Annotated in this window: 24 protein-coding genes; 6 read left to right on the top strand and 18 right to left on the bottom strand. The window is 59.0% G+C overall.

The genetic code is table 11. The features are described from left to right. Positions 1-11 precede the first annotated feature (11 nt). Complete coding sequence (locus tag ACIGG6_RS08920) at positions 12-1,181, top strand: MFS transporter (protein ID WP_399843990.1); 1,170 nt, start codon at positions 12-14, stop codon at positions 1,179-1,181. 74 nt (positions 1,182-1,255) lie between these two features. On the opposite strand, the gene ACIGG6_RS08925 is transcribed toward ACIGG6_RS08920, so the two are convergent. From ACIGG6_RS08925 to dksA, 11 genes are all read right to left on the bottom strand, one after another. Next, the gene (locus tag ACIGG6_RS08925; RefSeq protein WP_399843992.1) at positions 1,256-2,434 is read right to left on the bottom strand and encodes an acetyl-CoA C-acetyltransferase; all 1,179 of its coding nucleotides are present in this window, start codon (positions 2,432-2,434) and stop codon (positions 1,256-1,258) included. 210 nt (positions 2,435-2,644) lie between these two features. Then, positions 2,645-3,025, bottom strand: coding sequence for an aspartate 1-decarboxylase (gene panD / locus ACIGG6_RS08930; protein ID WP_009723730.1), 381 nt, complete (start codon positions 3,023-3,025; stop codon positions 2,645-2,647). A gap of 33 nt (positions 3,026-3,058) precedes the next feature. Beyond that, positions 3,059-3,919 carry a pantoate--beta-alanine ligase gene (panC, locus tag ACIGG6_RS08935; protein WP_044629481.1) on the bottom strand — a complete coding sequence of 287 codons (861 nt, stop codon included), beginning with the start codon at positions 3,917-3,919 and terminating at the stop codon, positions 3,059-3,061. 21 nt (positions 3,920-3,940) lie between these two features. Then, positions 3,941-4,732 carry a 3-methyl-2-oxobutanoate hydroxymethyltransferase gene (gene panB / locus ACIGG6_RS08940; protein ID WP_399843994.1) on the bottom strand — a complete coding sequence of 264 codons (792 nt, stop codon included), beginning with the start codon at positions 4,730-4,732 and terminating at the stop codon, positions 3,941-3,943. Positions 4,733-4,886: 154 nt separating this feature from the next. Further along, on the bottom strand, positions 4,887-5,414 hold the full coding sequence (gene folK, locus ACIGG6_RS08945) for a 2-amino-4-hydroxy-6-hydroxymethyldihydropteridine diphosphokinase (protein WP_399843996.1): 528 nt from the start codon (positions 5,412-5,414) through the stop codon (positions 4,887-4,889). Beyond that, a complete protein-coding gene (pcnB, locus tag ACIGG6_RS08950) occupies positions 5,407-6,795 on the bottom strand; it encodes a polynucleotide adenylyltransferase PcnB (RefSeq protein WP_089674860.1) in 1,389 nt (462 codons plus the stop codon). Before pcnB ends, folK begins: the two co-directional genes overlap by 8 nt. An 897-nt stretch (positions 6,796-7,692) precedes the next feature. Then, positions 7,693-9,075, bottom strand: coding sequence for a sigma-54-dependent transcriptional regulator (locus tag ACIGG6_RS08955; RefSeq protein WP_399843998.1), 1,383 nt, complete (start codon positions 9,073-9,075; stop codon positions 7,693-7,695). Further along, positions 9,053-11,998: an ATP-binding protein gene (locus ACIGG6_RS08960; protein ID WP_399844000.1), complete on the bottom strand. Its 2,946-nt coding sequence runs from the start codon at positions 11,996-11,998 to the stop codon at positions 9,053-9,055. Before ACIGG6_RS08960 ends, ACIGG6_RS08955 begins: the two co-directional genes overlap by 23 nt. Then, positions 11,988-12,164, bottom strand: a complete 177-nt coding sequence (locus tag ACIGG6_RS08965) for a hypothetical protein (RefSeq protein WP_192859188.1) — start codon at positions 12,162-12,164, stop codon at positions 11,988-11,990. Before ACIGG6_RS08965 ends, ACIGG6_RS08960 begins: the two co-directional genes overlap by 11 nt. Position 12,165: 1 nt before the next feature. Beyond that, complete coding sequence (gene gluQRS, locus ACIGG6_RS08970; protein WP_062360572.1) at positions 12,166-13,065, bottom strand: tRNA glutamyl-Q(34) synthetase GluQRS; 900 nt, start codon at positions 13,063-13,065, stop codon at positions 12,166-12,168. Positions 13,066-13,183: 118 nt separating this feature from the next. Next, a complete protein-coding gene (gene dksA, locus ACIGG6_RS08975; RefSeq protein WP_044629489.1) occupies positions 13,184-13,621 on the bottom strand; it encodes an RNA polymerase-binding protein DksA in 438 nt (145 codons plus the stop codon). A 186-nt stretch (positions 13,622-13,807) separates the two neighbouring features. On the opposite strand from dksA, the gene ACIGG6_RS08980 reads away from it, so the two are divergent. Continuing rightward, positions 13,808-14,968 (top strand): aminotransferase class I/II-fold pyridoxal phosphate-dependent enzyme, encoded by a 1,161-nt coding sequence (locus ACIGG6_RS08980; RefSeq protein ID WP_399844002.1) that lies wholly within the window; start codon positions 13,808-13,810, stop codon positions 14,966-14,968. After that, positions 14,965-15,693: a DNA/RNA nuclease SfsA gene (gene sfsA / locus ACIGG6_RS08985; protein ID WP_399844003.1), complete on the top strand. Its 729-nt coding sequence runs from the start codon at positions 14,965-14,967 to the stop codon at positions 15,691-15,693. The genes ACIGG6_RS08980 and sfsA overlap by 4 nt, the downstream gene beginning before the upstream one ends. On the opposite strand, the gene ACIGG6_RS08990 is transcribed toward sfsA, so the two are convergent. From ACIGG6_RS08990 to ACIGG6_RS09015, 6 genes are all read right to left on the bottom strand, one after another. Beyond that, the gene (locus tag ACIGG6_RS08990) at positions 15,690-16,151 is read right to left on the bottom strand and encodes a DUF4426 domain-containing protein (protein WP_399844004.1); all 462 of its coding nucleotides are present in this window, start codon (positions 16,149-16,151) and stop codon (positions 15,690-15,692) included. The genes sfsA and ACIGG6_RS08990 overlap by 4 nt on opposite strands. A gap of 36 nt (positions 16,152-16,187) precedes the next feature. Continuing rightward, complete coding sequence (gene metW / locus ACIGG6_RS08995; protein ID WP_062372871.1) at positions 16,188-16,784, bottom strand: methionine biosynthesis protein MetW; 597 nt, start codon at positions 16,782-16,784, stop codon at positions 16,188-16,190. Next, positions 16,784-17,980, bottom strand: a complete 1,197-nt coding sequence (gene metX, locus ACIGG6_RS09000; RefSeq protein WP_399844005.1) for a homoserine O-succinyltransferase MetX — start codon at positions 17,978-17,980, stop codon at positions 16,784-16,786. The genes metW and metX overlap by 1 nt, the downstream gene beginning before the upstream one ends. A 73-nt stretch (positions 17,981-18,053) precedes the next feature. Continuing rightward, complete coding sequence (locus ACIGG6_RS09005) at positions 18,054-18,647, bottom strand: YggT family protein (protein ID WP_399844007.1); 594 nt, start codon at positions 18,645-18,647, stop codon at positions 18,054-18,056. A 100-nt stretch (positions 18,648-18,747) separates the two neighbouring features. After that, complete coding sequence (proC, locus tag ACIGG6_RS09010) at positions 18,748-19,575, bottom strand: pyrroline-5-carboxylate reductase (RefSeq protein ID WP_399844009.1); 828 nt, start codon at positions 19,573-19,575, stop codon at positions 18,748-18,750. 72 nt (positions 19,576-19,647) lie between these two features. Continuing rightward, positions 19,648-20,346 carry a YggS family pyridoxal phosphate-dependent enzyme gene (locus ACIGG6_RS09015; protein ID WP_399844011.1) on the bottom strand — a complete coding sequence of 233 codons (699 nt, stop codon included), beginning with the start codon at positions 20,344-20,346 and terminating at the stop codon, positions 19,648-19,650. A gap of 33 nt (positions 20,347-20,379) precedes the next feature. Between ACIGG6_RS09015 and ACIGG6_RS09020 the strand changes: the two genes are divergently transcribed. Both ACIGG6_RS09020 and ACIGG6_RS09025 read left to right on the top strand, forming a co-directional pair. Further along, entirely contained in the window at positions 20,380-21,423 is a 1,044-nt protein-coding gene (locus ACIGG6_RS09020; RefSeq protein WP_399844012.1) for a type IV pilus twitching motility protein PilT, read from the top strand. Between the two features lie 24 nt (positions 21,424-21,447). Then, positions 21,448-22,611, top strand: a complete 1,164-nt coding sequence (locus ACIGG6_RS09025; RefSeq protein ID WP_399844013.1) for a PilT/PilU family type 4a pilus ATPase — start codon at positions 21,448-21,450, stop codon at positions 22,609-22,611. A gap of 12 nt (positions 22,612-22,623) precedes the next feature. On the opposite strand, the gene ACIGG6_RS09030 is transcribed toward ACIGG6_RS09025, so the two are convergent. Further along, complete coding sequence (locus tag ACIGG6_RS09030) at positions 22,624-23,766, bottom strand: anhydro-N-acetylmuramic acid kinase (protein ID WP_399844020.1); 1,143 nt, start codon at positions 23,764-23,766, stop codon at positions 22,624-22,626. A gap of 116 nt (positions 23,767-23,882) precedes the next feature. Here ACIGG6_RS09030 and tyrS point away from each other — a divergent pair, with 116 nt between their 5' ends. Then, positions 23,883-25,082 carry a tyrosine--tRNA ligase gene (tyrS, locus tag ACIGG6_RS09035; protein WP_399844014.1) on the top strand — a complete coding sequence of 400 codons (1,200 nt, stop codon included), beginning with the start codon at positions 23,883-23,885 and terminating at the stop codon, positions 25,080-25,082. The last annotated feature ends 472 nt before the right edge of the window (positions 25,083-25,554 follow it).

Consider the following 25,554-nt stretch of genomic DNA (forward strand, 5'->3'; position numbering starts at 1 on the left):
GAGGAAACAGCATGGAGCAGCAGGAATCGCCGCGTTGGTGGGCGGTGGTCGCCGTGATGATCGGCATTTTTTTATTGGTCACTGCAGAGCAATTGCCTATTGGCCTGTTATCGCAGGTGGCAGACTCAATGGGTGTGACGCCTGGTATGGCGGGCTTAATGGTAACGGTTCCCGGCGTCGTCGCGGCGTTTTCAGCGCCGCTGTTGCCCGTTGCAGTCGGGCGTCTAGATCGCCGAATTATGCTGACCTTAATGATGGCGGTGATGGTGCTGGGCAGCGTGCTGTCAGCCATGGCAAGCAACTTTGTGTTTTTGTTGGCCGCTCGTGTGCTGGTCGGTATCAGCATTGGTGGTTTTTGGGCGATTGCGGGCAGTATTGCGCCGCGTTTAGTACCGAGTGCTCAAGTGCCTAAAGCCATGACCATTATTTTTGGCGGGGTGGCGGCGGCCTCCGTTTTAGGCGTGCCGCTGGGTACGCTGTTAGGCGATTTAAGCAACTGGCGAGTCGCGTTTGGTGCCTTGGGTGGCTTGAGCCTGATCACGGCCTTAGCACTTTGGCGCTGGCTACCGCCGTTGCCGCCCCGAGAGCCAGTGCGGCTAAGGGTGCTCGCGCAACAGCTAAAAAATCGTGGCGTGCGGGTAGCGGTGCTGACCACGGGCTTTGTGGTGGTCGGCCACTTTGCCGCTTATACCTTTATTAGCCCGATCCTTCAGGAGATTAGCGGGATTGCCCAACGTCACGTTGGAAGCTTGCTGCTGCTCTACGGGGCGGCGGGGATTTTGGGCAATATCGCGGCGGGTGTCTTTGCTGGGCGACATCCCTACCGTGCGGTGCTGGCGATTCCCAGCCTACTGCTGGTAGTCGTGGCGCTATTCCCACTATTAGGTGTTCAGCCCATTAGCGGCGTTATGCTGCTGATGGTGTGGGGCGCAGTCTTTGGCAGTGTATCGGTGAGTATTCAAACCTGGATACTGCGCACAGCGCCCAATACGGAAGCCGCTACGGCGCTGATGGCATTTGTCTTTAATATGTCGATTGGCCTGGGAGCCATGGTAGGTGGCCAAGTGGTTGATACCACCAGCCTGCCCATGGCCATGTGGGCGGCATCAGGGCTGTTTCTGCTGGGGATGCTATTGGTATGGCGCACACCCTCGCGCATTGTGGGGGAGAAGCGTCGCTAATGGCTTGGCAAGACCAGTGAAAAAAATGCCCCCGCGTGGCGGGGGCACTCTCTCTACGTTCCGCTTAAGAGGTGTTACGGACGCTCAATCGCCAGTGCAACCCCTTGGCCGCCGCCGATACACAGCGTAGCGAGGCCTTTTTTGGCGTCGCGGGCAATCATCTCGTGGAGCAGCGTAACCAGAACACGGCAGCCAGAAGCACCGATGGGGTGGCCCAGGGCAATAGCACCGCCGTTCACGTTCACTTTAGAGGTGTCCCAGCCAAGCTCTTTGTTGACCGAGAGCGCTTGGGCGGCGAAGGCTTCGTTAGCTTCAACGAGGTCTAGGTCATCCAAGCTCCAGCCTGCTTTTTCCAAGCAGCGGCGTGTTGCTGGGGCCGGGCCAATACCCATAATGGCCGGGTCGACGCCTGCGTTGGAGTAAGCTGCGATGCGGGCTAGCGGCTCCAGGCCGAGTTCTTTAGCTTTTTCCGCCGAGCAGAGCATGACGACCGCAGCGCCGTCGTTTAGCGACGAGGCGTTGCCAGCAGTCACGGCGCCATCTTTCTTGAACGCGGGGCGCATGCCGCCTAGCTTCTCGGCAGACACTTCTCGGGGATTTTCGTCGGTATCGAACACCACCGGGTCGCCTTTACGCTGGGGCACTTCCACCGGCACGATCTGGCTTTTGAATTTGCCCTCTTTAATGGCAGCGGCTGCTTTCTGCTGGGAAGCAGCGGCAAATTCGTCCATCTCTTCCCGAGTGATGCCGTACTTCTCTGCCAAGTTCTCGGCAGTGATCCCCATGTGATAGTTATTGAACGCGTCCCACAAGCCGTCATGAACCATGGAGTCGATGGCTTTCCAGTCGCCCATGCGCTGGCCGTTACGGGAGTTCGGCAGGATGTGTGGAGAGGCAGACATATTCTCCTGACCACCGGCCAGAATAATGTCAGCGTCGCCGCAGCGAATGGCTTGGGTCGCTAGATGCAGTGCTTTAAGGCCCGAGCCACATACTTTATTAATCGTCATGGCTGGTACGGTGTCAGGTAGGCCCGCTTTAATAGCTGCCTGGCGTGCCGGGTTTTGGCCGACGCCTGCAGTGAGCACTTGGCCCAGTAGCACTTCATCGATTTGCGCAGGAGCCACCCCGGTGGAAGCCATAATATCTTTAATCACTAGTGCGCCCAGGTCGCTGGCAGGAATACCAGCGAGTGATCCACCAAAGCTACCTACGGCGGTGCGGCGTGCCGCCACAATGACCACGTCTTGCATACGATAACTCCTTGAGTAAGTGTTGCATCGTTCCTATGGCAGATAGACGTCGCTGCCTATCCGTTGTTATTAACATCGTTATTAGCGTGTATTGACAGGCTTGGCTATCAGCATAGGGGAAGGTTGTGCATTGCGGCAATACGCTTTTTTTGGCAAATAAAAACGGGCCGATCAACGGCCCGTTAAATAACGCATTCTCAGATGATTAGCTTATGCCAATTGGACCGGAATGGCGTTGCTGGTATGGCTAACGTGGTTGCCTTCTTGGAGGTACACCAGCGCAGGCTGATGGTTTTCAAGTTCGGCTTCTGAGTAGTGGGCGTAGCTGCAAATAATGATGCGGTGCCCTGGCGAGGCCAGATGCGCCGCTGCGCCGTTGATCGAGATCAAACGTGAGCCCTCTTCGCCACGAATGGCATAAGTGGTGAAGCGCTCGCCGTTCTCCACGTTATAAATCTGAATCTGTTCATTTTCGCGGATGCCGGCCATATCCAGCAGTTCGCCGTCGATGGCGCACGAGCCTTCATAGTTCAATACGGCGTGGGTAACACGGGCCATATGCAGCTTGGCTTTGAGCATAATGGTATGCATGGAAACTCCTGGGTAAAGAGCTAGCCTGACGGGCTAGTCAGTGGCAGCGCTAGGAAGCTGCACGCTGAGATTGTCGATAAGCCGGGCTGGGCCGAGCTTGGCGGCGGCTAAGAGCACGGCATGGCGCGTGGAGGCCGCCACAGGTTTTAGGGTGGCATCCCGCAGCTCAAGATAGTCCGGCGTAAAGCCGGCATCATACAGCGCGGTTTTACCCCGTTGTAGTACCTGTTCGGCGGATTCGCCTTGGGCCAGCGCATCACGTAGCTCGCACAGCGTACGGTAGAGCGTGGGCGCTATGGCGCGCTCCTGCTCGCTGAGGTAGCCATTACGTGAGGAGAGCGCCAAGCCATCGTCGGCGCGCACAATCGGCACGCCAATAATCTCGATGGGCATGTGCAAGTCAGCCACCAGCTTGCGGATCACCGCGAGCTGCTGGTAATCCTTTTCACCAAAGCAGGCGACGTCTGGCTGCACTAGGTTAAACAGCATGCTCACTACGGTGGAGACACCGTCAAAATGCCCAGGGCGTGAGCCACCGCAAAGCCCTTCGCCGACCTCGGGCACGTGGACGCGGGTTTGAGCTGCCAGCCCGTTGGGGTAGAGGGCGCTGACTGTGGGGGCAAACAGAAGGTCACAGCCTGCTTCGGTGAGCTGGCGCTGGTCAGCTTCAAACGTGCGCGGGTAGGCGTCTAAATCTTCGCCAGGGCCAAACTGCATTGGGTTAACAAACAGACTGGAGACGACCACATCTGCATGCTGGCGGGCGGTCGCAATGAGTGCCAAATGCCCAGCGTGCAGGTTGCCCATGGTAGGCACCAGCGCAATGCGCTGGCCCTTTAGGCGATAGTCGCGCAGAGTGGCGCGTAGCTCGTTAATATCTCGCAAAGTGCGCATAGGGGATTCGCTGTCACTCACTTAAAAACAGTGTTCCAGAGCGGGAAACGTGCGGGTTTTGACCGCTTCATGGTACTGCTCAAACGCACCTTGAATAGAGTGTGCGTCCGCCATAAAGTTCTTCACAAAACGCGGTGTGCGGCCATGGGTAACGCCCAGCACGTCGTGCATTACCAGAATCTGGCCGTCGGTATCCGGGCCTGCGCCAATACCGATGACTGGGACATCGAGGGCGTCGGTAACCGCTTTGCCCAGGCTGGCGGGTACGCACTCCAGCAAAATAACCGATGCGCCTGCCTCGACCAGCACTTTGGCGTCATGAATAATTTTTTCTGCTTGCTCAGCCTCGCGGCCCTGGACCTTATAACCGCCCAGTTGGTAAACGGTTTGCGGCGTCAAGCCTAAGTGGGCGCAAACAGGGACGCCGCGGCGGGTTAGTTCGCGTATGCCGTCGGCCATCCACGCTTCGCCCTCAACTTTCACCAACTCTGCACCCGCACGCATCAGCGCCGCGCCATCCTCCAATAAGCGTTCGGTGGTGGCGTTGCTCATAAACGGTAGATCGACCATCAGCAGGCTGTGGCCTTTGCCGCGCGCAGCGCAGCGGGTGTGGTAGCAAATATCGTCGATGGTCACTGGGAGGGTGCTGCTATGGCCCTGTAGAACCATGCCCAGGGAGTCGCCTACCAGTAGGACATCAATACCCGCCGCGCTAGCAGTATGGGCAAAGGAGGCATCGTAAGCAGTCAGGCAGCTGAACGTTTCACCGGCGCGCTTATACGCCTGCAGAGTGCTCAGGGTGACGGTTTTCATGGCGTGCTCTCATTCAATCTTTATGGGGCCGATGCGGCAGGGGCGTGTGACGCGCCTGCTTTGCTCGGCCATTATTATCGCAGCGTCCCTGCATGCGCGATGTGGCGTAACCGGCAATTGTTACCTGAATGAGGGTGTGGTGTCGAGATTTGTGTCAGATGGTAGCAGTCGCGGTGACGCCGGTATCATTTAAGCGCCGAATATCGCTCATATTTACAGCTGTTAGCCAGTGATTAAGCGGCTGCTGATGCAGGGTGATGGGCTGCTGAAGCGCTGTGGCGACTTCCACCAGTGGGACTAACACGAAAGCGCGGGCGTGCATCTGCCCATGGGGAACGGTCAAGCGTGGCTGATGAAGCGTGAGTTGGCCGTAGAGCAGTAGGTCTAAATCCAGCGTGCGCGGCCCCCAGTGGCGCAGCCGCCGCCGACGGTGGCGCTGCTCCAACGCCTGCAGTTGATCCAGCAGTGCCAAAGGCGAAAGATGCGTCTCGAGGCAGGCGACCGCGTTGATAAAGTCAGGCTGGTCTTGAGGGCCTACGGGGGGAGTGGCGTAGAGTGACGAGCTAGCCACGAGCCGAGATAAGGGCAGGGCAGCTAGCTCTTGAAGCGCCTGCTGCACCTGACCTTTGGGGTTCTCCAAATTGCTACCAAGGCCAATGTAACTGCGAACGGCGTTATTCACTGTTCGCCTTCCGCGGCTTGCGGCGTTTTTTGCGCCGGCGGTCACCTTGGCTGGCAGGGTCGCTGCCGACTTTTTGCAGTAGGCGGAGTTGTTCGTGCTCATCGCCTTTCTGAAACGCCGTCCACCAGTCGCCTAGCCCACGGGGAATTTCACCCGCCTGTTCACGTAGCAACAGGAGGTCATAAGCAGCACGGAAGCGCGGATGCTCGCGGGTTTGGAAAGCCCGTTTGCCCCGGCGCATCGGCAAGCGTGCTTGCAGCTCCCAGATTTCGCGCATGGGGATACCAAAGCGCTTGGGAATCGAAATATGCTGCAGCTGACGCGAGACAACCTCTTGCGCTGCTGTTTGTAATGCAGGCACGGCGGGCATACCTTCGCGCTCAAGCGCCGCTTGGCGATGGGCCACGGGTGCCCATAAAAAAGCTGCTAATAAGAACGCCGGCGTGACTGGACGGCCGTCAGCAATACGCTTATCGGTATTGGTCAACGCTTGTTCAATCAGCTCTTCTGCCCAAGCGGCATCGGCCATGGCTTCTTCTGATTCTGGGAAGAGCATGCCAAACAGATTGTAATGGCTGAGCAAGCGGAAAGTGATTAATCCGTGGCCCGCCATAAACAGCTTGAGCACTTCATCGAACAGGCGCGCAGGCGGAATTTGCAGCAGCAGCGGCGCCAAGTCGTACATCGGTGCTTCGGTGGCGGGCTCGATGGTGAAGTCGAGCTTGGCTGCAAAGCGAACCGCGCGCAGCATCCGTACCGGGTCTTCACGGTAGCGGGTCGTGGGGTCGCCGATCAGCCGCAGTGTGCGTGACTCAATATCCCGCGCGCCGTTGGCAAAGTCGTGGATCGTGAAATCAGCAATATTGTAGTAGAGCGCATTGACGGTGAAGTCACGGCGCAGCGCGTCTTCTTCGATATTGCCCCACACGTTGTCCCGCAGCAGCAGGCCATCGTCCGACTGGTGAGCGATATGGTCGCCGTGCTCGTCCTGAGGTTTACCACGGAAGGTGGTCACCTCGATGACTTCGCGGCCAAAGCGCACGTGAACGATGCGGAAGCGGCGGCCAATCAGGCGTGAGTTGCGAAACAGATCGCGTACCTGCTCGGGCGTTGCGTTGGTGGCAACATCGAAGTCTTTCGGCATTTTGCCCAGCAGCGCGTCGCGAATGCAGCCACCGACAAGATAGGCATCGAAACCAGCCCCATTGAGGCGGTACAGCACCTTGAGCGCGGCTTCACTGATTTGCTGACGAGAGACGGGATGCTCGGAGCGCGGAATAATACGAGGACTGAGCGCATCAGAGGCGCTCTCTGGGGAATCGAGCAGGGATTTCAAGTGCTCTCCCGGGCTATGTAATAAACGGGTAAATCCTTTAAACATGCGGCGATATCGACTCGCAGTGTAGCGAAAACGGGTTCGAAAACGTAACCGTATGGAGGACGGTAAGGGATTGAGTGTATCCGACCCCTTCTGGCTTGCAAAGCGCCGAGGAGAGGTTTGCTAGAAGACCACAACATCGAGCCCTATAAACGCGGAAAGGGGAGGCTACGTGAGCCTCCCCTATAAAGCAGACAATCAGCGTCCATGCTGCTATTTTTATTCATGATGGCACATCGCCCTGAATACGCACCGCAGTCGGCAGGCGTAAGAACCACTCTGATCCCGACCGCCTCGTATTCAAAACAATAATCCAACCGCGAACTTTTCTCTCCCGGCGAGTTGTTATTGGCTCCGGGGGTGTACACCTATGCTGCTATTGTTGTTGTTTGGGTGCAGAACCTTGTGTACGTCGCGTCCTTATTTGGGCACTTGCTGGCTGTTGTTATTGTTCGCTGCGCTTTGTTGCATGGCTCCGTTTGGTGGCCTTGTGCTGCGCATGCAAGTAATGAGATTCAAGCCTATTGTTCTTGTTAGTGCTGTTATCTCTACCTGGCCCTGTTGTTTTTGTTTTGGCTCAGGTCGGGGCGGTGTCATGTTGTTTTTGTTAGCGACTAACCGCGCTGCCCAGTTTGTTCTTCTTACCCAGTAATATTGCACTCGCCGTGCCACTCATTCGATACGTTATGTATTTCAATGGTTTGGAGGTTTATGGGTAGGCCAGGGAACTAATTGGGAAGGAAAGTGTTACCCGTTTTTGACCCTATTTTTCGCTTCGTTGTGTGGGAAGGTAACAGTGTCTGGGTAACGATATTTTGAGTATTTCTTATGAAAATCAATCTATTAGACGTTAGTCTTATGGTCAGGGGATAGCCCCTGCAAAAACAGCCAATCGGTACGCTAATTCTGGCGGCGGGCAGTTTTTTTCCGCGGAATGCCCAGTCGCTGGCGACGTTCCCATAAGTTTTTACGGCTAATACCTAGTTTCTGGGCCAGCTCGGTTTCGCTCATTTGGTCCTGGTGTTCCAGCACAAAATGCTGGAAGTAATCTTCGAGGGAAAGGTCGTCTTCGTCGGCCGTCGTGGCGTCGTCATTTGTGGAAGCCCCAGGGCTAACGGCAGGTGGGTGAGGTCGGTTAGTCACCGGGCCAAGTCCCAAATCATCGGGGTGAATCAAATGCCCTTCGGCGAGAATAACTCCGCGCTCCAGAGCATTTTCAAGCTCGCGCACGTTACCGGGCCAGGGGTAGTCGCGTAGGTCCTGACGAGCCGCTCTAGAGAGCCGCAGCCCGGGGCGCTCGTGGCGCTTGCAGGCCTTTTCCAGCAGGATGTCGGCGATTTTAAGTACGTCGTCTTCGCGCTCGCGTAGCGGTGGCAGGGCAATCTGCATCACGTTCAGCCGGTAGTACAAATCAAGCCGGAACTCGCCGCTTTTGGAAAGCGCGCGCAGGTCGCGGTGAGTGGCGGCAATCAGCCGAACATTCACATGGCGGGTTTCCACGGAGCCAATTTTGCGGATCTCGCCCTCTTGCAGAACCCGCAGCAGGCGCGCCTGGGCGTCCAGGGGCAGCTCGCCAATCTCATCGAGAAAAAGCGTGCCGCCGTCGGCGGCTTCGACCAAGCCGGTGCGCGCAGCGCTGGCACCGGTAAACGCCCCTTTCTCGTGACCAAACAGCTCGGATTCAATCAGCGTTTCGGGGATCGCCGCGCAGTTCACGCAAATCAGCGGCGCTTTGGCGCGCTTGCTCTGCTGATGGATGGCGCGTGCCACCAGTTCCTTGCCAGTGCCTGATTCGCCCTGAATGAGCACGGTCACATCCGCTGGCGCGGTTTTGCGAATGCGCGTGTAAACCTCCTGCATGGCGATGCAGTCGCCAATCATGGTTTGACGGCCGCCGCCTCCGTCGGTGATATCCGGCGGCGTGCCCTGCTGCATCGACTGCTTATGCAGAATGCGTTCAACCGTTTCCAATAGCTCGGTGTGGTCGAAGGGCTTGGCGACATAATCAACGGCGCCCTGCTTGAGCGCATCCACCGCCGAACGCATACTGGCGTAGCTGGTCATGATCAGTACCGGGGCGGGGGCCGCTAGCTCAATGAGCGTCGTGCCCGGCTCCCCCGGCAGGCGCAGGTCGCTGATGATGAGGTCAAAGTCGCTGAGCGGCTGCGTGCGGGCCTCTTCGGCGCTGGCCGCTTCGCTGACGCTGTAGTGATGACGTTCCAGTAAGCGCTTTAGCGCGCTGCGAATAATCGCTTCATCTTCAACAATCAGTATCCTGGGCATGGGGCAAGTGATCATCCTGTTGGTAAAGCGGTAGCCATAGCGTAATGGCCGTGCCGCGAGGCTTTCCGGGAGGTGGTGAAGCGACCTCTATTTTGCCTTGGTGCTCATTGATAATTTGATACGCCAACGATAACCCAAGTCCGGTGCCTTCACCCGCCGGTTTGGTGGTGGTGAACGGTTCGAACAGGCGGTGTTTAACGCTGGGATCAATCCCATGGCCGTCGTCGACGACGCGCCACCAAGCGTGGTTGGCCTGGGTGCCTGCCTCAATACGTACCGTACCCTGTGGCTGGCAGGCGTCCTTGGCGTTGCTCAGTAAATTTACCATGACTTGGGTCAGGCGCTGTGCATCACCGCGCACCACAATGTCACTTGGGCAGGCGTTGGTAAAGGTGACATCCTCGCCTGAGCGGGCTAAATGGATCAAGTGCAGCGCATCTTCGCTGACCGTTTTCAGCGATGCTGGCGCGGCGGGGAGCGGTAGTGCGGGGCGTCCGCCATGGGCAAATCCCACCAGGGAGTTGACGATTTTAGTCACCCGCTGAGTGAGCTGCTGAATTTGGTCGGCGGTTTCCAGCAGCGCCGGGTCTTCGGTGTCGTAGCGCAGGTTTTGCGCCAGCGATGAGATGCCGGTAATCGGGTTGCCAATCTCGTGGGCTACACCAGCGGCGAGCTGGCCAATGGAGGCGAGCCGCGCGGCGTGCACTAGCTCCTCTTCCAGCCATTTCATCTCGGTGTGATCCTCTACCAGAATGACGCTGCCGCCACGACTATCGTGGCCGCTGAGTACCGCTTTGTGCAGCGTCAAAAAGTAGTCTTTGCCGTGCAGCGTGACCGCCTGTTTGTACAGCGGCGTTTGGCTGGCATTCAGCACGCTGCCCAGCAGCATGGGCCAGGGCGGGGGCAGGCTGTCGCGCCGGGAGCCGATCACGCTTTCGCCGCTGATGCCAGAGAGCTGGGAGAGCGCTTGGTTCCACATCAGTAGCTCATCGTCGTCGCCCAACACGCACAGCCCCACCGGCAGATAGGCTAGGGTTTGCCGATGGTGACGGCGCAGCCCGTCGAGTTCTCGGGCAAGCCCGGTGAGGCGCGAGCGATAGGCTTCTAAGCGGCTCTCGACAAAGTGGATATCATCGGTAACAGGAGCATCGTCGTGGCGGTAGGGCAGGTATCGATCCACAATATCCCGCGCCACCGACGGCCCCATCAGCCCTGATAAGTTGGCCTGAATACGGTCGCGTAAACGGCGCAGCGCATAGGGGCGGCGCTCTTGCGGGGTTAGGTTGAGCGCTTTCAGGGCGCGGTCCACTTCGCGGCTGGCGGCTTCATCGCCCAGCGCCTGGGCTAGGTGGGCGGGGAAATCCCCCGCCGTAGCGGCTTCCAGCGGTAGGCGTTTCGAGCGGATGACCGCATCCACAGAGCAGGCTTCCGCCGCCGAGCGCTCGCCCTCGGAGATGCGCGTAAACAGCGACACTACGATTAGCAAGACGATATTCACCGCCAGCGAGATCAGCGTGGCGTTGTACCACGCGGGAGCATCGGCAGGCATCAACAGAGTGAACGGTAGTGCAGGGAGGGCGATATCGAACAGCAGCGGTAGCCACAGCCCCCATAGCCAGACGCCAATACCGCCGATAAGGCCAGCAATCATGCCTTTGCGGTTGGCACCCGGCCAATAGAGCAGCGCTAGAAGGCCCGGCAAACACTGCGCCATGCCCACGAACGCGGCCAACCCTAGGTTCGTCAGGGAGTGATAGCGCCCGACGCTTTCGGCAAACAGCCAGCCACCGAAAATGACGGCCCCGACCAGCCCCCGGCGCAGCCACAGCAGCCAGCCATAGAGGTCGCTACGCGCCTCCGGCGGGCGGGCGACCAGCACGATGTGGTTCAACACCATGCCGGAGAGTGCGAGCGCGATCATCATCATGGTGCCGCTGGCGGCCGCCAGCCCACCAATAAAGGCCAGCGCACCGACCCACCAGTGCTCGGTCATCAGATACGCCGCGTAGGCGGCGAGCGGCACGCTCTCGTTGGCCGACTGCGCCGCCCATAAGATCAGCGGCACCGGTAGCGCCATCAAGAGCAAAAAGAGCGGCAGGGTCCAGCTAGCCTGCAGTAGGGTATGGCGAGAGAGGCTTTCGGCAAAGGTGATCTGAAACAGGTGCGGCATCATAAAGGCCGCCGCGAAAAACAGCAGCAGAAGCGTACGCCACTGGGGGGCTTCTAACTGAGGGGTGGTAGCTTGTAGAGCGGCCCCTGGGCCTTCTAGCCAGCGCTGTAAATCTTGAGGCCCGTCAAACACCCACCACAGGGCAATGGCACCGAGCCCGAGCATGGCAAGCAGTTTGATCACCGACTCAAAGGCAATCACGCTCAGCAGCGTATCGTGGCGGTGCCGATGGCTGTGGCGGGCGCCAAACAGCACGGCGCAGCCTGCAATGACCGCGCAGAATAGCAGCGCTACCGCCGCGCTGTAGCGACTGCCGGTCAGTAGTTGGACGGCATCGCTCAAGGTTTGCACCTGAATGCCCAGCAGCGGTAATACGGCAAATAGGCTAAGCAGCGTGACGAGCGTTCCCGCCCAGCGGGAGCGGTAGCGAAAGGCGAACAGATCCGCCAATGAAGAGAGCTGGTAAGTGCGGGTAATGCGCTGAATCGGTACCAGCAGCACAGGGGCGAGTAAGAAAGCTCCCGCTGGCCCTAGGTAGTAAGCGAGGTAGCCAAACCCGGCATTCGCGGCTAATTCGATGCTGCCATAAATTGCCCAGGCGCTGGCGTATACGCCGAGCGCTAGGGTATACACCATCGGGTGGCGAGTAATGCGCACTGGCACCCAGCCCCGCTCGACGGCCATGCCGCAGCCAAACAGCAGCCCAAGGTAGCTAAGCCCCAGTAATACAACGCCTATCAGCTCAGCGTTCATCTAACTTCCTCTTCTGCTCAAGCCATAGCGTCAGGGCAATCAGGACGCCCCAAATCGCAAAAGGGCGGTACCAGGCCACGCTCGGGTCGCCCCAGCCATCCATAAACAGCGGTGATAGCAGGTAGCCGCCAAACACAAGAAATAGCATGATGCGGTAGACGTACATCTTACTGCTCCGGTGGAGTGGGGCGGTGGGCAAGCGGTGCCAGGCGTGACACCGACCAGTTCTCTATTGCCCAGCGTAGCTGCGCTTCCGGCGATTCATCGACAAGCGCTGGCGGTGGCGCTTGGTCGAGTAGCTGCAGCGCCTGAAAGAGCTGGCGGCGTATCCCGGTGCTCTCTTCGGCTAGGGCGGGCGCTAGGTTCTGCTTGGAGAGCTTTTGGCCATCCGTAGTTACCACTAATGGTAGGTGCAGGTAACGAGGTGTTGGTAGGCTTAGCGCTGCCTGTAACTGCTGCTGCCAAGGCGTGTTATCCAGCAGGTCGTACCCGCGCACGATATTGGTAATGCCCTGGTGGGCGTCATCCACCACCACCGCGAGCTGGTAGGCCCATAATTGATCTTTGCGCTTTAACACTACGTCGCCCAGTTCGGCGGGGTCGAAGTGCTGCTCGCCGAACAGCCGATCATTCCAACCTACGGGGCGTTTGGCGAGGTCGCTGCGCAACCGCCATGCGACCGGCTTGGTGGCATCGCACACGCCGTTTCGGCACCAGCCGGGGTAGATGTCAAAGGCCTGCCACTGCTTACGCGAGCAACTGCATGGATACGCCAGCCCCTGTTCAACGAGCTGATCCAGCGCGTGCTGGTAGGCATCATGACGATGGCTTTGCCATATCACTTCCCCATCCCACGTTAGTCCAAAGGCCTCTAGCTGGCGCAAAATAGTGCTGTCCGCGCCTTCTGGGCAGCGTGGCGGGTCGATATCTTCGATGCGTACCAGCCACTGGCCGCTAGCGGCGCGGGCATCCAAATAGCTGCCTAAAGCGGCAACCAGCGAGCCAAGGTGCAGCGGCCCGGAAGGGGTGGGGGCAAAGCGCCCTCGATAGTGAGCGGTGGCGGTCATGGCAACCCGTCGTTTGGAAAACTGCGTAGCGATGAGAAGAGCACAAGATGACAAACAAAAACGGGCACCTCAAGGGTGCCCGTTGGCTGTCATCTTAGGATGACGAGGCGTTTGGTACTTAACCGCCCAGTTGCTTCTCTTTCAGCTCGGCCAGAGTTTTGCAGTCAACGCAAAGCGTGGCGGTGGGGCGTGCTTCCAAACGGCGGATGCCAATTTCCACGCCGCAGGCTTCGCAGAAGCCGTAATCGTCTTCGTCGATCTTCTCGATGGTTTCGTTAATCTTCTTCAGCAACTTACGCTCGCGATCCCGGGTACGCAGTTCCAGGCTAAAGCCCTCTTCTTGCGTCGCGCGGTCGGCGGGGTCGGCGTAGTTGTTAGCATCTTCCTGCAGGTGGCGTACGGTACGATCCACCTCTTCCATGAGGTCCTGTTTCCAGTCCAGAAGCAGCTGGCGGAAGTGCGCGAGCTGCTTCTCGTTCATATACTCTTCACCCGGTGCCGGCTCATACGGGATGAAGGACTTGGACGCTTCCGGTTTCTTTTCCGCTACTGGCATGGGAGTGCCCCTTACGTATGTGACTGCTGATCGACCATGAGCGTGTGTCACGATCTCACGCCAAAGGGATGCTTGTTTAGCTGAAAATTGCACGTGATGCAAGCATAATAGTGCATTTTGGACCATGGTCCCACATCGTGTGCGGCCAGGGTCATGATTAATCTACTACTAGGTGAAGGAGCCATGATGGCCTGGAATTCGCGTGTTGATCACGTTGCGCCTTTTCGCGTGATGCACTTACTAGAAATGGCTCAGGCACGTGAGGCTGCTGGCCATGATGTGATTCATCTGGAAGTGGGAGAGCCCGATTTTGCCACTCCCGCACCCATTGTGGCGGCGGGTCAGCAGGCGCTTGCCGAAGGCAAAACGCGCTACACCCCCGCAGCCGGTTTGGCGTCGTTACGTGAAGCCATCGCTGGGTACTATGCCGAACACTTCAATGCCACGGTGGACCCTGCACGTATTCTGGTCACGCCCGGCGCTTCTGGCGCGCTGCTACTGGCTAGCCAACTGTTGGTCGAAAGCGGCGACCGGGTCTTAATGGCCGACCCTAACTACCCCTGTAACCGCCACTTTATGGCCCTGGCGGGCGCGGAAATTGATACCGTGCCCGTTGGGCGTGACAGCGGTTGGCAGCTCACCGCGCCGCTGATTGAGCGGCACTGGCAGGCCAAGACGCGTTTAGCCATGCTGGCCAGCCCCTCAAACCCGACTGGGCATACGCTGGAGGCCCCGGCGCTCACGAAGGTGATCGACACGGTAGCCGCCAAGGGCGGTGATGTCATCGTCGATGAGATTTACCAGGGGCTGAATTACGACGACGCGCCGCTGTCGGCCACGTCGCTGTCGGATGACGCCTTTGTGGTGAACAGCTTTTCCAAATACTTCGGCATGACCGGCTGGCGATTGGGGTGGCTGGTCGCCCCGGAGCAGGCTGTCGAGCCGCTGACTCGACTGGCGCAAAATGTGTTCCTCGCCGCGCCAACGCCCTCCCAGCACGCGGCGCTGGCAGCGTTTACCCCGGAGTGCCGGGATATTCTGGAAACCCGTCGCGCCACCCTCAAACAGCGTCGCCAAGTGCTGCTGGATGGCCTGGCCGAGCTAGGGCTTGCGCCGGATCTACCGCCCCAGGGGGCGTTCTATCTCTGGCTGGATATCTCCCGCTACAGTCGCGACAGCCAAGCCTTCTGCGAGCGCCTGTTGGTGGAGGAGAACGTCGCCATCACTCCGGGTATCGACTTTGCCGTACAGAGCGGCGAGCACCATGTGCGCATCGCGTTCACCAACGACGTGGCACGGCTGCAGGAGGCGGTGGTGCGCATCGCGCGCTTTGTGAGCCGCTTATGATGACCTATCCAGGGCTGGTGCCCGGCACGCTGCTGCGCCGCTATAAGCGCTTTCTGGCCGATGTGCGTCTGGATAGCGGTGAGGAAGTGGTGGCTCACTGCCCGAATACTGGCTCGATGAAGGCGGTGAACGTGCCCGGCTGCCGTGTATGGCTCTCGCCCAGTAATAACCCCAAACGCAAGCTGGCCTGGACCTGGGAGTGGATAGAGCTGCCCGAGCCAGATGGTGGAACGGCGCTTGCATCGGTTCACACCGGGCGAGCGAATGGCTTGGTCGAAGCAGCGATTAATGCAGGCGAGATAGCACCTCTTACGGGCTATCAAACGTTAAAGCGTGAGGTGAAGGTCGGCGAAGCGCGGCTCGATTTTCGCTTGGATGACCCTGAGAAGGGCGCCGCCTACGTGGAGGTCAAACAGGTCACTTTGAAAGAGGCGGACGGGCATGGCTACTTTCCCGACTCCGTGAGCGTGCGTGGTACCAAGCATTTGCACACCTTGGCGGCGTTAGCCGAGCAGGGTAAGCGGGCGGTGCTGCTGTTCTGTGTGGCGCATGAGGGGATTGCGGACGTGGCACCGGCGACCCATATCGACCCCACCTATGCGGCGGCGCTGAGTGATGCGGTGAACGCGGGTGTGGAAGTAGTGGCGTATGGCGTGATGGTGGAGTGGCAGCAGAGTGTACCGGTAGCGGCCCGCCTGGCGCGGGCGCTACCGGTACGGGTTTAGCGTTCGATATAGAAGCGCTGGATAAAGCTCACCGGCTCGGGGTTTTCATTGCGGTCGTAGCGCACGTCGAGATTGAAGCGCATCGGCTCGTCTTGGCGTAGCGTGAATGTGGCAAGATGGTAGGTGGCATCGCCATCGTGCACGGTGCGAAAGCTGAGCGGTTCGCGGGTGTCGGTGAGGTCGCTAACGTAGCCGCCTACGCTGGCGTTGACCGGTCGCGTGGTGCCATCTGGCTGACGCTCGCGCACACTCACATTCACCAAGCCGTGCCCGATGCTGCGCTGGATACTGTTCGCCTGCGCCACTTCTGGGGTAAGAAAGCGCGTTTCAATGGCGTTGTAGTGGATCTCGTAATCCCCCACTTCCACCATCTGCTCTGCCGCTGCCTGGGTGGCGCTGAGCAGCGTCCCCAGCAGCACCAGCAGAAGTGGAAAGCGTCGCAGTGTCGCAATAGCCATAGCGTGTCTCCTCTCATGGGTGAGGTAAGTGCGGTATTAGGCGCGTCGGCGCACTCGGAAAATGGCGATTTCACCAAACAGGTTCGGCCACCACTTCGAGGTCCAGTGCCCCTTGTGGTCGCCAACGCCCACGGCGCGGTCAACAATCACCAAGCCTTTCTCTTTGCACAGGTGCTCGAAGTCGTTAAACGTCGATAGGTGAATGTTGGGTGTGTCGTACCACGCGTGGGGCAGTGATTTCGACACCGGCATGTAGCCGCGCAGCCCCAGGTGAATGCGGTGACGCCAGTAGGCGAAGTTGGGGAAGGTAATGATGCCCTCCTCGGCTACTCGCAGCATTTCATCGAGCATCTTATCCGGGCGGCGCAGCGCTTGCAGCGCCTGGGTCATGATGACTTGGTCATAGCTGTTATCGCAGAAGCTGCCCAGGCCATCATCCAGGTTGTGCTCAATCACGTTGACCCCTCGGGCAACACACTGGGTGATACCGTCTGGGTCGATCTCCAACCCGTAGCCGGTCACGCCTTTCTCTTGGGCCAGCCGCTCCAGCAAAACGCCGTCGCCGCAGGCGAGGTCAAGGATGTGTGCGCCTTGGGGAACCCAGTCGTAAATCAGTTCAAGATCTGTGCGCATTAGCGTGTTTCCTCCGCGCCTGCGGCGTCGATGTGCTGCTCTCGGGCGACGCGGCCCATAAAAGCGCTGAACAGCGCTTGGTAACGCGGTTCGGGCAGCAAGAAAGCATCGTGCCCGTGGGGCGACTCGATATTGGCATAGCTCACCGATTTGCCCGCGCGCGTCAGCGCATCTACCAGCTCCCGGGAGCGCGACGGCGGGAAGCGCCAATCGGTGGTAAAGCTGACGATCAAAAAGGGGCACTGCGCCGGTGCCAGGGCGCAGGCAAGATCGCCGTCGCAGCTGGCCGCCGGGTCGAAGTAGTCCAGCGCTTTGGTCATTAGCAGGTAGGTATTGGCATCGAAGGCGGTCGAGAAGGTATCGCCCTGATAGCGCAGGTACGACTCCACCTGAAACTCGACGTCGAAGCCAAAGTTCAAGTCGTCGCTGCGCAGGTCGCGGCCAAACTTGCTGCCCATGGCGTCTTCGGAGAGATAGGTGATATGTCCGACCATGCGGGCCAGCTTTAGCCCCCGTTTAGGCACGGTGTCGTGTTCGGCGTACCAGCCGTCGAAGAACTCCGGGTCTGAGCGGATGGCTTGGCGGGCGACCTCGTTGAAGGCGATGTTCTGCGCCGAGAGGCGCGGCGTGGCCGCAATGACGACGGCATTGGCAACCCGTTCGGGGTAGGTGATCGTCCACTGCAGCACCTGCATGCCGCCCAAACTACCGCCCACTGCCGCTGCCCAGCGCTCAATGCCCAGATGGTCGGCGAGGCGCGCTTGGCTGGTGACCCAATCGCTCACCGTCACCACGGGGAAGTCAGGACCCCACTGGCGGCCGGTGTCCGGGTTATGGCTCACCGGGCCGGTACTGCCGTGGCAGCCGCCCAGGTTGTTCAGCGACACCACGAAAAAGCGATTGGTGTCGATGGATTTACCGGGGCCGATATGGGCATCCCACCAGCCAGGTTTGCGATCCTCGGCGGTGTGGTAGCCCGCAGCGTGATGATGCCCCGACAGCGCATGGCAAATCAGCACTGCGTTAGAGCGCTCGGCGTTCAGCGTGCCGTAGGTCTCATAGATCAGTTCGTACTCCGGCAGCGTTTTGCCACAGGCAAGCGGCAGCGGCGTATCAAACTTAACCACGTGAGGGGTCACAAGGCCAACGGAGTCCGCTGGCCGGTCGTCATAAGCAAGAGTGTCTGAATCAGGCATCGAAAGCGCTAGTCCTGCAAAAATAAGTCCTGCAAAAAGTAAACTCGAGGCGATAGTCGAGTCGATAGAGCCTTTATAGGCCTACGAGTGCGCCCGAGATGCCCGCCGCACGGATCAGCGAGCCAACCACTAAGCCGTCTATCAGGTTAATGGCGATAAAAACCACGATCGGTGAAAGATCAATCATGCCTAGCGGCGGAATCACTTTTCTCACCGGAGCCATGATCGGCTCGACCAACTGCATCACCAGCAGTGCGCCGGGGTGGCTGGCATTCGGCGCGACCCAGCTCAGAATGATCATCACGATCATGGCAAAGAAGTAGATCTTCAAGATAGCGTTGGCCAGCGCGGCCACCCCGGCAATCAGCAGTCCTGCAATGGGCGGCATGCCCACGCCGATCACCATGAAAATGGCAATCATACTGACGACTTTCAGCACGAAACCGGCCGCCAGGGTGGCAAGGTCAAAGCGACCGGCGACCGGCCCTAAAAAGCCTTGGAACAGCCCCACGACAGGCTGGGTGATTTTCACCACCGACTGGCTGAGCGGGTTGTAATAATCCGCCCGGGATGCCTGCAGCAAAAAGCGCAGCATTAACAGAAACAGATAAATATTGATCAGCGAGTTAACCAGCATTAACCCGGCGCTGCCTAATTGACTTCCCATTGCGGCTTCTCCTAAAAAATGTCGTTCTTGAGATGAGCGGCGTGCCTGCAGTTCATCCCGTTCTTATGGCGTGATTCACGGTCTGTTGTCTACGTAAGACTCAATCGTTACCGCTTAGCTCTTTGGACATGGCATCGGCGCGCGCGGCGCAGGCCTGCATGGCATCGGCAATGATCGTGCGCAGGTGCGCATCTTCCATATGCGCAATAGCGCGCTCGGTGGTGCCGCCCGGTGACATCACGTTCTGCTTCAACGTGGCCGGGTCTTTGTCGCTGCGCTGGGCCATAGTAGAGGCCCCCAAGGCGGTTTGAATGGCCAAGCGGCGGGCGGTTTCGGCAGGCAGGCCGAGCTTCACGGCGGCCTCTTCCATGGCTTCAAACATCAAGAAGAAGTAAGCCGGGGCGCTGCCGGAAACCGCGGTCACTGCATCCAGTAAACGCTCTTCCTCGACCCACTCGACAATGCCCACGGCTTCCATCAGTTGGGTGGCGAGGGTGCGCTGGGCATCGCTGACCGCCGCGTTGGCATAAAGGCCGCTGGCGCCGATGCCGACCAGTGACGGGGTGTTGGGCATGCAGCGCACTAGGGCATTGCCGCCGCCCAGCCACTGGTCGATGGTGTTGGCATCCAGGCCAGCGGCAATGGACATCACCAGCGGCGACTGCTGCTGAACGCTTTCGCGCAGGGCTTCACAAACGCCGCGCATAATCTGTGGCTTGACCGCCAGCACGACCACATCCGCACCGTTAACCGCTGCGCTGTTGTCGGTGTGGGTATGAATACCCAGGCGCGCCTTCAGCGGAGCCAGTTCGCTTTCGTTGGGGGCCGTGGCGGTGATGTCGCTGGGTGAGACACCGCTTTCGATCAGGCCGCCGATAATGGCACCGGCCATATTGCCTGCGCCAATGAAGGTGATCTTGCTCGCCATGGGGGTATCCTTTTTCGCAAATGGCTGCGTCTTGCAGCGTGTGAAGTAAACCGTGTGTTGTTTGAGCCGCTGTTAGCCCCGAGCGCCAAAAATGGCGGTGCCTAAACGTACCAGCGTGGCGCCTTCTAAGACAGCCGCTTCTAAATCGTCGCTCATGCCCATCGAGAGCGTATCCAGCGGCGCTTCAGGCAGTGCCGCCTGGAGCTCTTCCAAGAGCTGGCGCAGCGCTGCCAGCGGCTGGCGCTGTATCTCTAGCGTCTCCGCCGGGGCGGGAATCGCCATCAGCCCGCGCAGGGCGAGGCCTGGCAGGGCGGCAATCTCTTGGGCCAGCGCTAAGGCGTCCTCCGGCAGCACGCCGGATTTTGTGGCCTCGCGGCTAATATTGACCTGCAGGCATACGTTTAGCGGTGGTAACGCTGCCGGGCGCTGTTCGCTCAGGCGTTTGGCGATCTTTAACCGATCAACGCTGTGTACCCAGGCAAACTGCTCGGCCACGGCGCGGGTCTTGTTCGATTGCAGCGGGCCAATGAAGTGCCACACAATGCCGTCAAGATCCTCAAGCGCCGCTTGTTTATCCAGCGCCTCTTGCAGGTAGTTTTCACCAAACTCGCGCTGGCCGTGCTGCCACGCTTCGCGCAGCATCTCGGCGGGCTTGGTTTTGCTCACCGCCAGCAGGGTGGCGCTGGTGGGCGAGCGTCCGGCATCCTCAAGCGCCCGGCGCAGGCGTTCACGCGCAGATGCAAGTGACTCGGGGAGCGCGTTGTCTGTCATACTCAAGCACCTTACCGCAGCTGGGAAAGAGAGATGGATATTACCGAACTGCTGGCATTCTCGGCAAAGCAGAATGCATCCGACCTGCACCTTTCGGCGGGTCTGCCTCCCATGATACGTGTTGATGGCGATATTCGTCGGCTTAATGTGCCCGCCATGGAGAACAGCGACGTTCGGCGGCTGATCTACGACATCATGAACGATCGGCAGCGCCGCGACTACGAAGAGCACTTAGAAGCAGACTTCTCGTTTGAGGTGCCGGGGGTGGCGCGCTTCAGGGTCAATGCCTTTAACCAGGCACGCGGGGCGGGGGCCGTGTTCCGTACCATTCCCAATAAGGTGCTTTCCATGGACACCCTGGGCATGGGCGAAGTGTTCCAACGCCTTTCGATGCTACCCAGGGGATTAGTGCTAGTGACTGGGCCCACGGGGTCGGGGAAAAGCACGACCTTGGCGGCGATGATCGACTACATCAACGAACAGCGCTTCGAGCATATTCTGACCATCGAAGATCCGGTGGAGTTTGTGCACACCAGCAAACGCTGCCTGATCAATCAGCGGGAGGTTCACCGCGACACTCATAGCTTCTCTGGGGCGCTGCGTAGTGCGCTGCGCGAAGACCCGGACGTGATTTTGGTCGGCGAGCTTCGTGATCTCGAAACAATCCGCTTAGCGCTCACCGCTGCTGAAACGGGGCATTTGGTCTTCGGCACCTTGCACACCACTTCCGCGGCGAAAACCATCGACCGGATTATTGATGTGTTCCCCGGCGAAGAGAAATCCATGGTGCGCTCAATGCTGTCTGAATCGCTCCAGGCGGTTGTCTCGCAAACACTGTTGAAGCGTCAGGGTGGCGGACGCGTGGCGGCCCACGAGATCCTGATTGCCACGTCTGCGGTGCGTAACCTCGTTCGCGAAGATAAGGTGGCGCAGATCTACTCCGCCATCCAGACCGGCGGAGCACTGGGAATGCAGACCCTGAATGCCTCGCTCGCCAAGCTGGTTAAAGAGGGCGTGGTGAGTATGGACGAAGCCCAAGCAAGGGCTAAAGGCACGCTGACGTTAAAAGATGAGTAAGGCGGCAAAAGGATAATAGACGCGATGAGTGAGCCAGCCAGCGGTATGACCGCGACCCAGTGGCTGCACCAACTGCTGGGTATTATGGTCGAGCAGCAGGCCTCAGACCTGCTGATTTCGGTGGGCGCGCCGCCCAGCTTGAAAACGCCCAAGGGGCTGATGCCGCTAGGGCGTCAGCCGCTCTCCTCTAGCCAGGTGCGCAGCCTGGTGCTGAATGCGGTTCCCGAGAAGCAGCGTGAGCGATTTCAAGAGGAGCACGAGGCGAATTTTGCTTTAAGTCTGGAGAGCGCGGGGCGGTTTCGGGTAAGTGCCTTCCAACAGCGCAACGAGCCCGCCATGGTGGTGCGCCGTATTGCGCAGACTATTCCGACCCTCAGCGCGCTGGGCGTGCCTAGCCAGTTGGCGGCGTTGGCCAATGCCAAACGCGGGCTGGTGCTGGTGGTGGGCGGCACGGGAACGGGGAAATCCACCACTCTGGCGGCGATGATTCAGGAGCGTAACGCCTCCGTCGGTGGGCACATCATCACCATTGAAGACCCCATCGAGTACCTGCATCCGCATCAGCGAGGCATCGTTAATCAGCGCGAAGTAGGGGTGGATACGGAGTCCTTCGAGGTGGCGCTGAAAAATACGCTACGCCAAGCGCCGGATGTGATTTTGATTGGTGAAGTGCGTACCCGCGAGACCATGGAGCACGCCCTCACTTTCGCGGAAACCGGGCATCTTTGTCTGGCGACATTGCACGCCAACAACGCCAACCAGGCGTTGGAGCGCATCCTTCACTTCTTTCCCCATGAGCGGCACGAGCAGGTGCTGATGGATCTGTCGCTGAATCTGCGTGCCGTGGTCGCGCAGCAGCTGCTGCCTACTCAGCAGGGCGGCCGCTGCGCGGCGATTGAGATTCTGCTCTCGTCGCCACGGGTGGTGGATCTGATCCGTAAAGGGCGTATTGATGAATTAAAGCAGGCCATGGCGGGCTCCCGCGACGCGGGGATGCAAACTTTAGATCAGGCGCTTTATGAGCTTTATCAAGCGGGCCAAGTCAGCCAGCAAGTAGCGCTGGCCCATGCGGATTCCGCCAACGACCTGCGGCTGATGATCAAGCAGGGCGACGCCGCTGCCAGCGGTAAGCCGTTAGACGCGCAGGTGCCGTCTCATCTTGCTCTACGCGACGGTGACGATTATTGACGGCCTTCGCCGCTAGGGGGCGTAAATGCCACCCAGTACCCGCGGGCCGCTGGCGCCGGTCACGGAAGGCAGGTTGCCGGGTAGCCCGCGCAGGCGCTGATGGGCGAGCCAGGCAAAGGCTCCTGCTTCAATCCAATCCTCTGGCCAGCCCAGCGTAGCGGGGGAGAGCAGCGTAACCTTCGGAAGGTGCGCGGCTAGCCTTTCCATCAAATAGGCATTGTGAGCACCGCCGCCGCCTACTAGCAGCGTGGCGCTGGGCTGACTCAGCGGCAGTTGGGCCACCCCTTGCGCGACACTCACCGCCGTCAGTTCGGCTAGCGTTGCCTGAACATCACGGGGTGCTTCGTCGCCAGTGAGCTGGTCGCTCAACCACGCTAAGTGAAACAGCTCGCGCCCGGTGCTGCGCGGCGGCGGCTGATGAAAAAAGGGTTCTTGCAGCAGGCGGGCGAGCAGCGCTTGGTCGATTTGCCCGCTGGCCGCCCAAGTGCCGTTCTCATCAAATCGCCCGGTGTGATGCTTGGCAAACCAAGCATCCAGCAGCACGTTCGCCGGGCCGGTATCGAAGCCCACCACGGCGCGCTCCTGCTCTTGAGGAAGCCACGTAAGATTGGCAAAGCCTCCTAAATTGAGCACGAGCTGTTCGCCTGGGCGCTGCCCAAACAGCGCTTGGTGGAAGGCGGGTGCTAAAGGCGCTGCTTGGCCACCAGCGGCCAAGTCTCGGCGGCGAAAGTCGGCCACCACCGTGCACCCCGTCAATTCGGCCAGCAGGCTCGGGTTGTCTAGCTGTAGCGTATACGCCGGACCATCCTGGTGACCTTGCGGCGCGTGCTCAATCGTCTGGCCGTGGCTGCCAATCGCCGTAATCTGAGCCGGGACGAGCCCCTGTTCCGTTAATAGTGCTGTAACGGCCTGGGCCTGGAGGCGGCAAAAGGCATCCTCGGCGGCGGCCAGTTCGGCAAAGTGCGCTGCTGGCGCGTGGCACAGGTGCAGTAGCTGCGCGTGCAGCGTATCGGGCATGGCAACGGCAGCCGCGGCTAATAGCTTAGGCGGCGTGCCAGGAGTGATGGCGACCAGGGCGGCATCAATGCCGTCCAAGCTGGTGCCTGACATGAGCCCGATATAGTAGGCCGTCGGTGTGGAGGAAGCGGTTTTCATCATGCGAGTCATCCAAAACGGGGTGAAGGCTCAACCAAGGCGGTGGAGCGTGATAACATCGCCCACTATTGATTATTTAAACGCCTTTAACGGCACATAGTACATGGAGAGAGGCAATGAGTGAGGTGGATCAGGCGTTAGCGCTGCTGTCGCGAGGTACGCATGAAATCCTGGTAGAAGACGAGCTGCGTAAAAAGCTCGCGTCAGGTCGCAAGCTGCGTATTAAAGCAGGGTTCGACCCTACAGCACCTGATTTGCACCTGGGCCACAGCGTACTGCTGACCAAAATGCGTCAGTTCCAAGACCTTGGTCACACCGTTATCTTTTTGATTGGTGATTTCACTGGCCGCATTGGTGACCCGACCGGTAAAAACGTCACCCGCAAGCCGCTGACCGAAGCCGACGTCAAGGCGAACGCTGAAACCTATAAAGAACAGGTGTTCAAAATCCTCGATCCAGAAAAGACCGAGGTGCGCTTCAACGCGGAATGGTTTGGCGAGTTAACGGCTGCCAAAATGATTGAGCTGGCAGCACAAAGCACCGTGGCTCGCATGCTGGAGCGTGATGACTTCGAGAAGCGCTACAAAGCGAATCAGCCGATTGCGATTCACGAGTTTCTTTACCCGCTAGTGCAGGGCTATGACTCCGTCGCACTAGAAGCTGATATCGAACTGGGCGGCACCGATCAGAAATTTAACCTGCTCATGGGGCGCGAGATTCAAAAGCACTTCGGCCAGGAGCCTCAGGTGGTCATCACGATGCCCCTGCTAGAAGGTTTGGACGGCGTGCAGAAAATGTCCAAGTCGCTTGGCAACTACGTGGGCGTGGATGAAGCACCGGGTTCCATGTTCAATAAGCTGGTCTCCATGCCTGACAGCTTAATGTGGCGTTACTTCGAACTGCTCTCGCTGAAATCGAACGAAGAGATTGAGGCGTTGAAGCAGAGTGTCGAGCAGGGTGCGAATCCTCGCGATGTAAAAATGGAGCTTGCCCGCGAACTCATCGCCCGCTACCACGGTGATGAAGCCGCCGCGAATGCGCACAAGTCGGCGGGTAACCAACTGGCCGATGGTGAGCTGCCGGAAGACCTGCCAGAAGTAGACGTCGATTTTGAAGGCAGCGAGCAGGCCCCGATTGCGACGGTTCTGAATCGCTCAGGTTTAACCAAGAACAGCGCACAAGCCAAAGACATGCTGAAAAATGGCAGTGTCAAAGTGGATGGTGAGGTCGTTGCTCAAGACACCATGCTGGCCACTGGTAAAGTGTATGTGATTCAAGCGGGCAAGAAGCGTTACGCTCGCGTGACCCTGGTGTGAACTTTCTGAAAACTTTTTCACATTAGCTCTTGCCAACCCGGTCGCGAATCCGTAAAGTACGCATCCGCTGCCGGGGACGCCAAGCGTTACCAGCGGTGAAGGAGGTTGAAAAACCTCTGGTTTGTCAGGAAGTTAGAGCCGTCTTGTTGTCGTTTAGATCGCTCGCTTCACTCGCTGAAAACAGCGGTTGACAAACACCAGGAAGTGCGTAGAATACGCCTTCCTCGCTGAGGCAACACGGTTCAGGTCATCGAGCCAGCACAGCGAAACAGCTCTTTAACAATTTGATCAGGTAATTCATGTGGGCGCTTGCTGATGAGGGTGATAAATCACCAATTATCAAGGCAGGCGCACAAGAAAGATGTTCACATCTTTCAAATTCGTTTGAACCTTGAGCCAAGTTTGATCCGCTTTTGTTGCTTTCGAGTGACACGTAAGGATCACAATGATTTTAAACTGAAGAGTTTGATCA

This window comes from Vreelandella lionensis (assembly GCF_044543515.1).
GTDB classification, from domain to species: domain Bacteria; phylum Pseudomonadota; class Gammaproteobacteria; order Pseudomonadales; family Halomonadaceae; genus Vreelandella; species Vreelandella lionensis.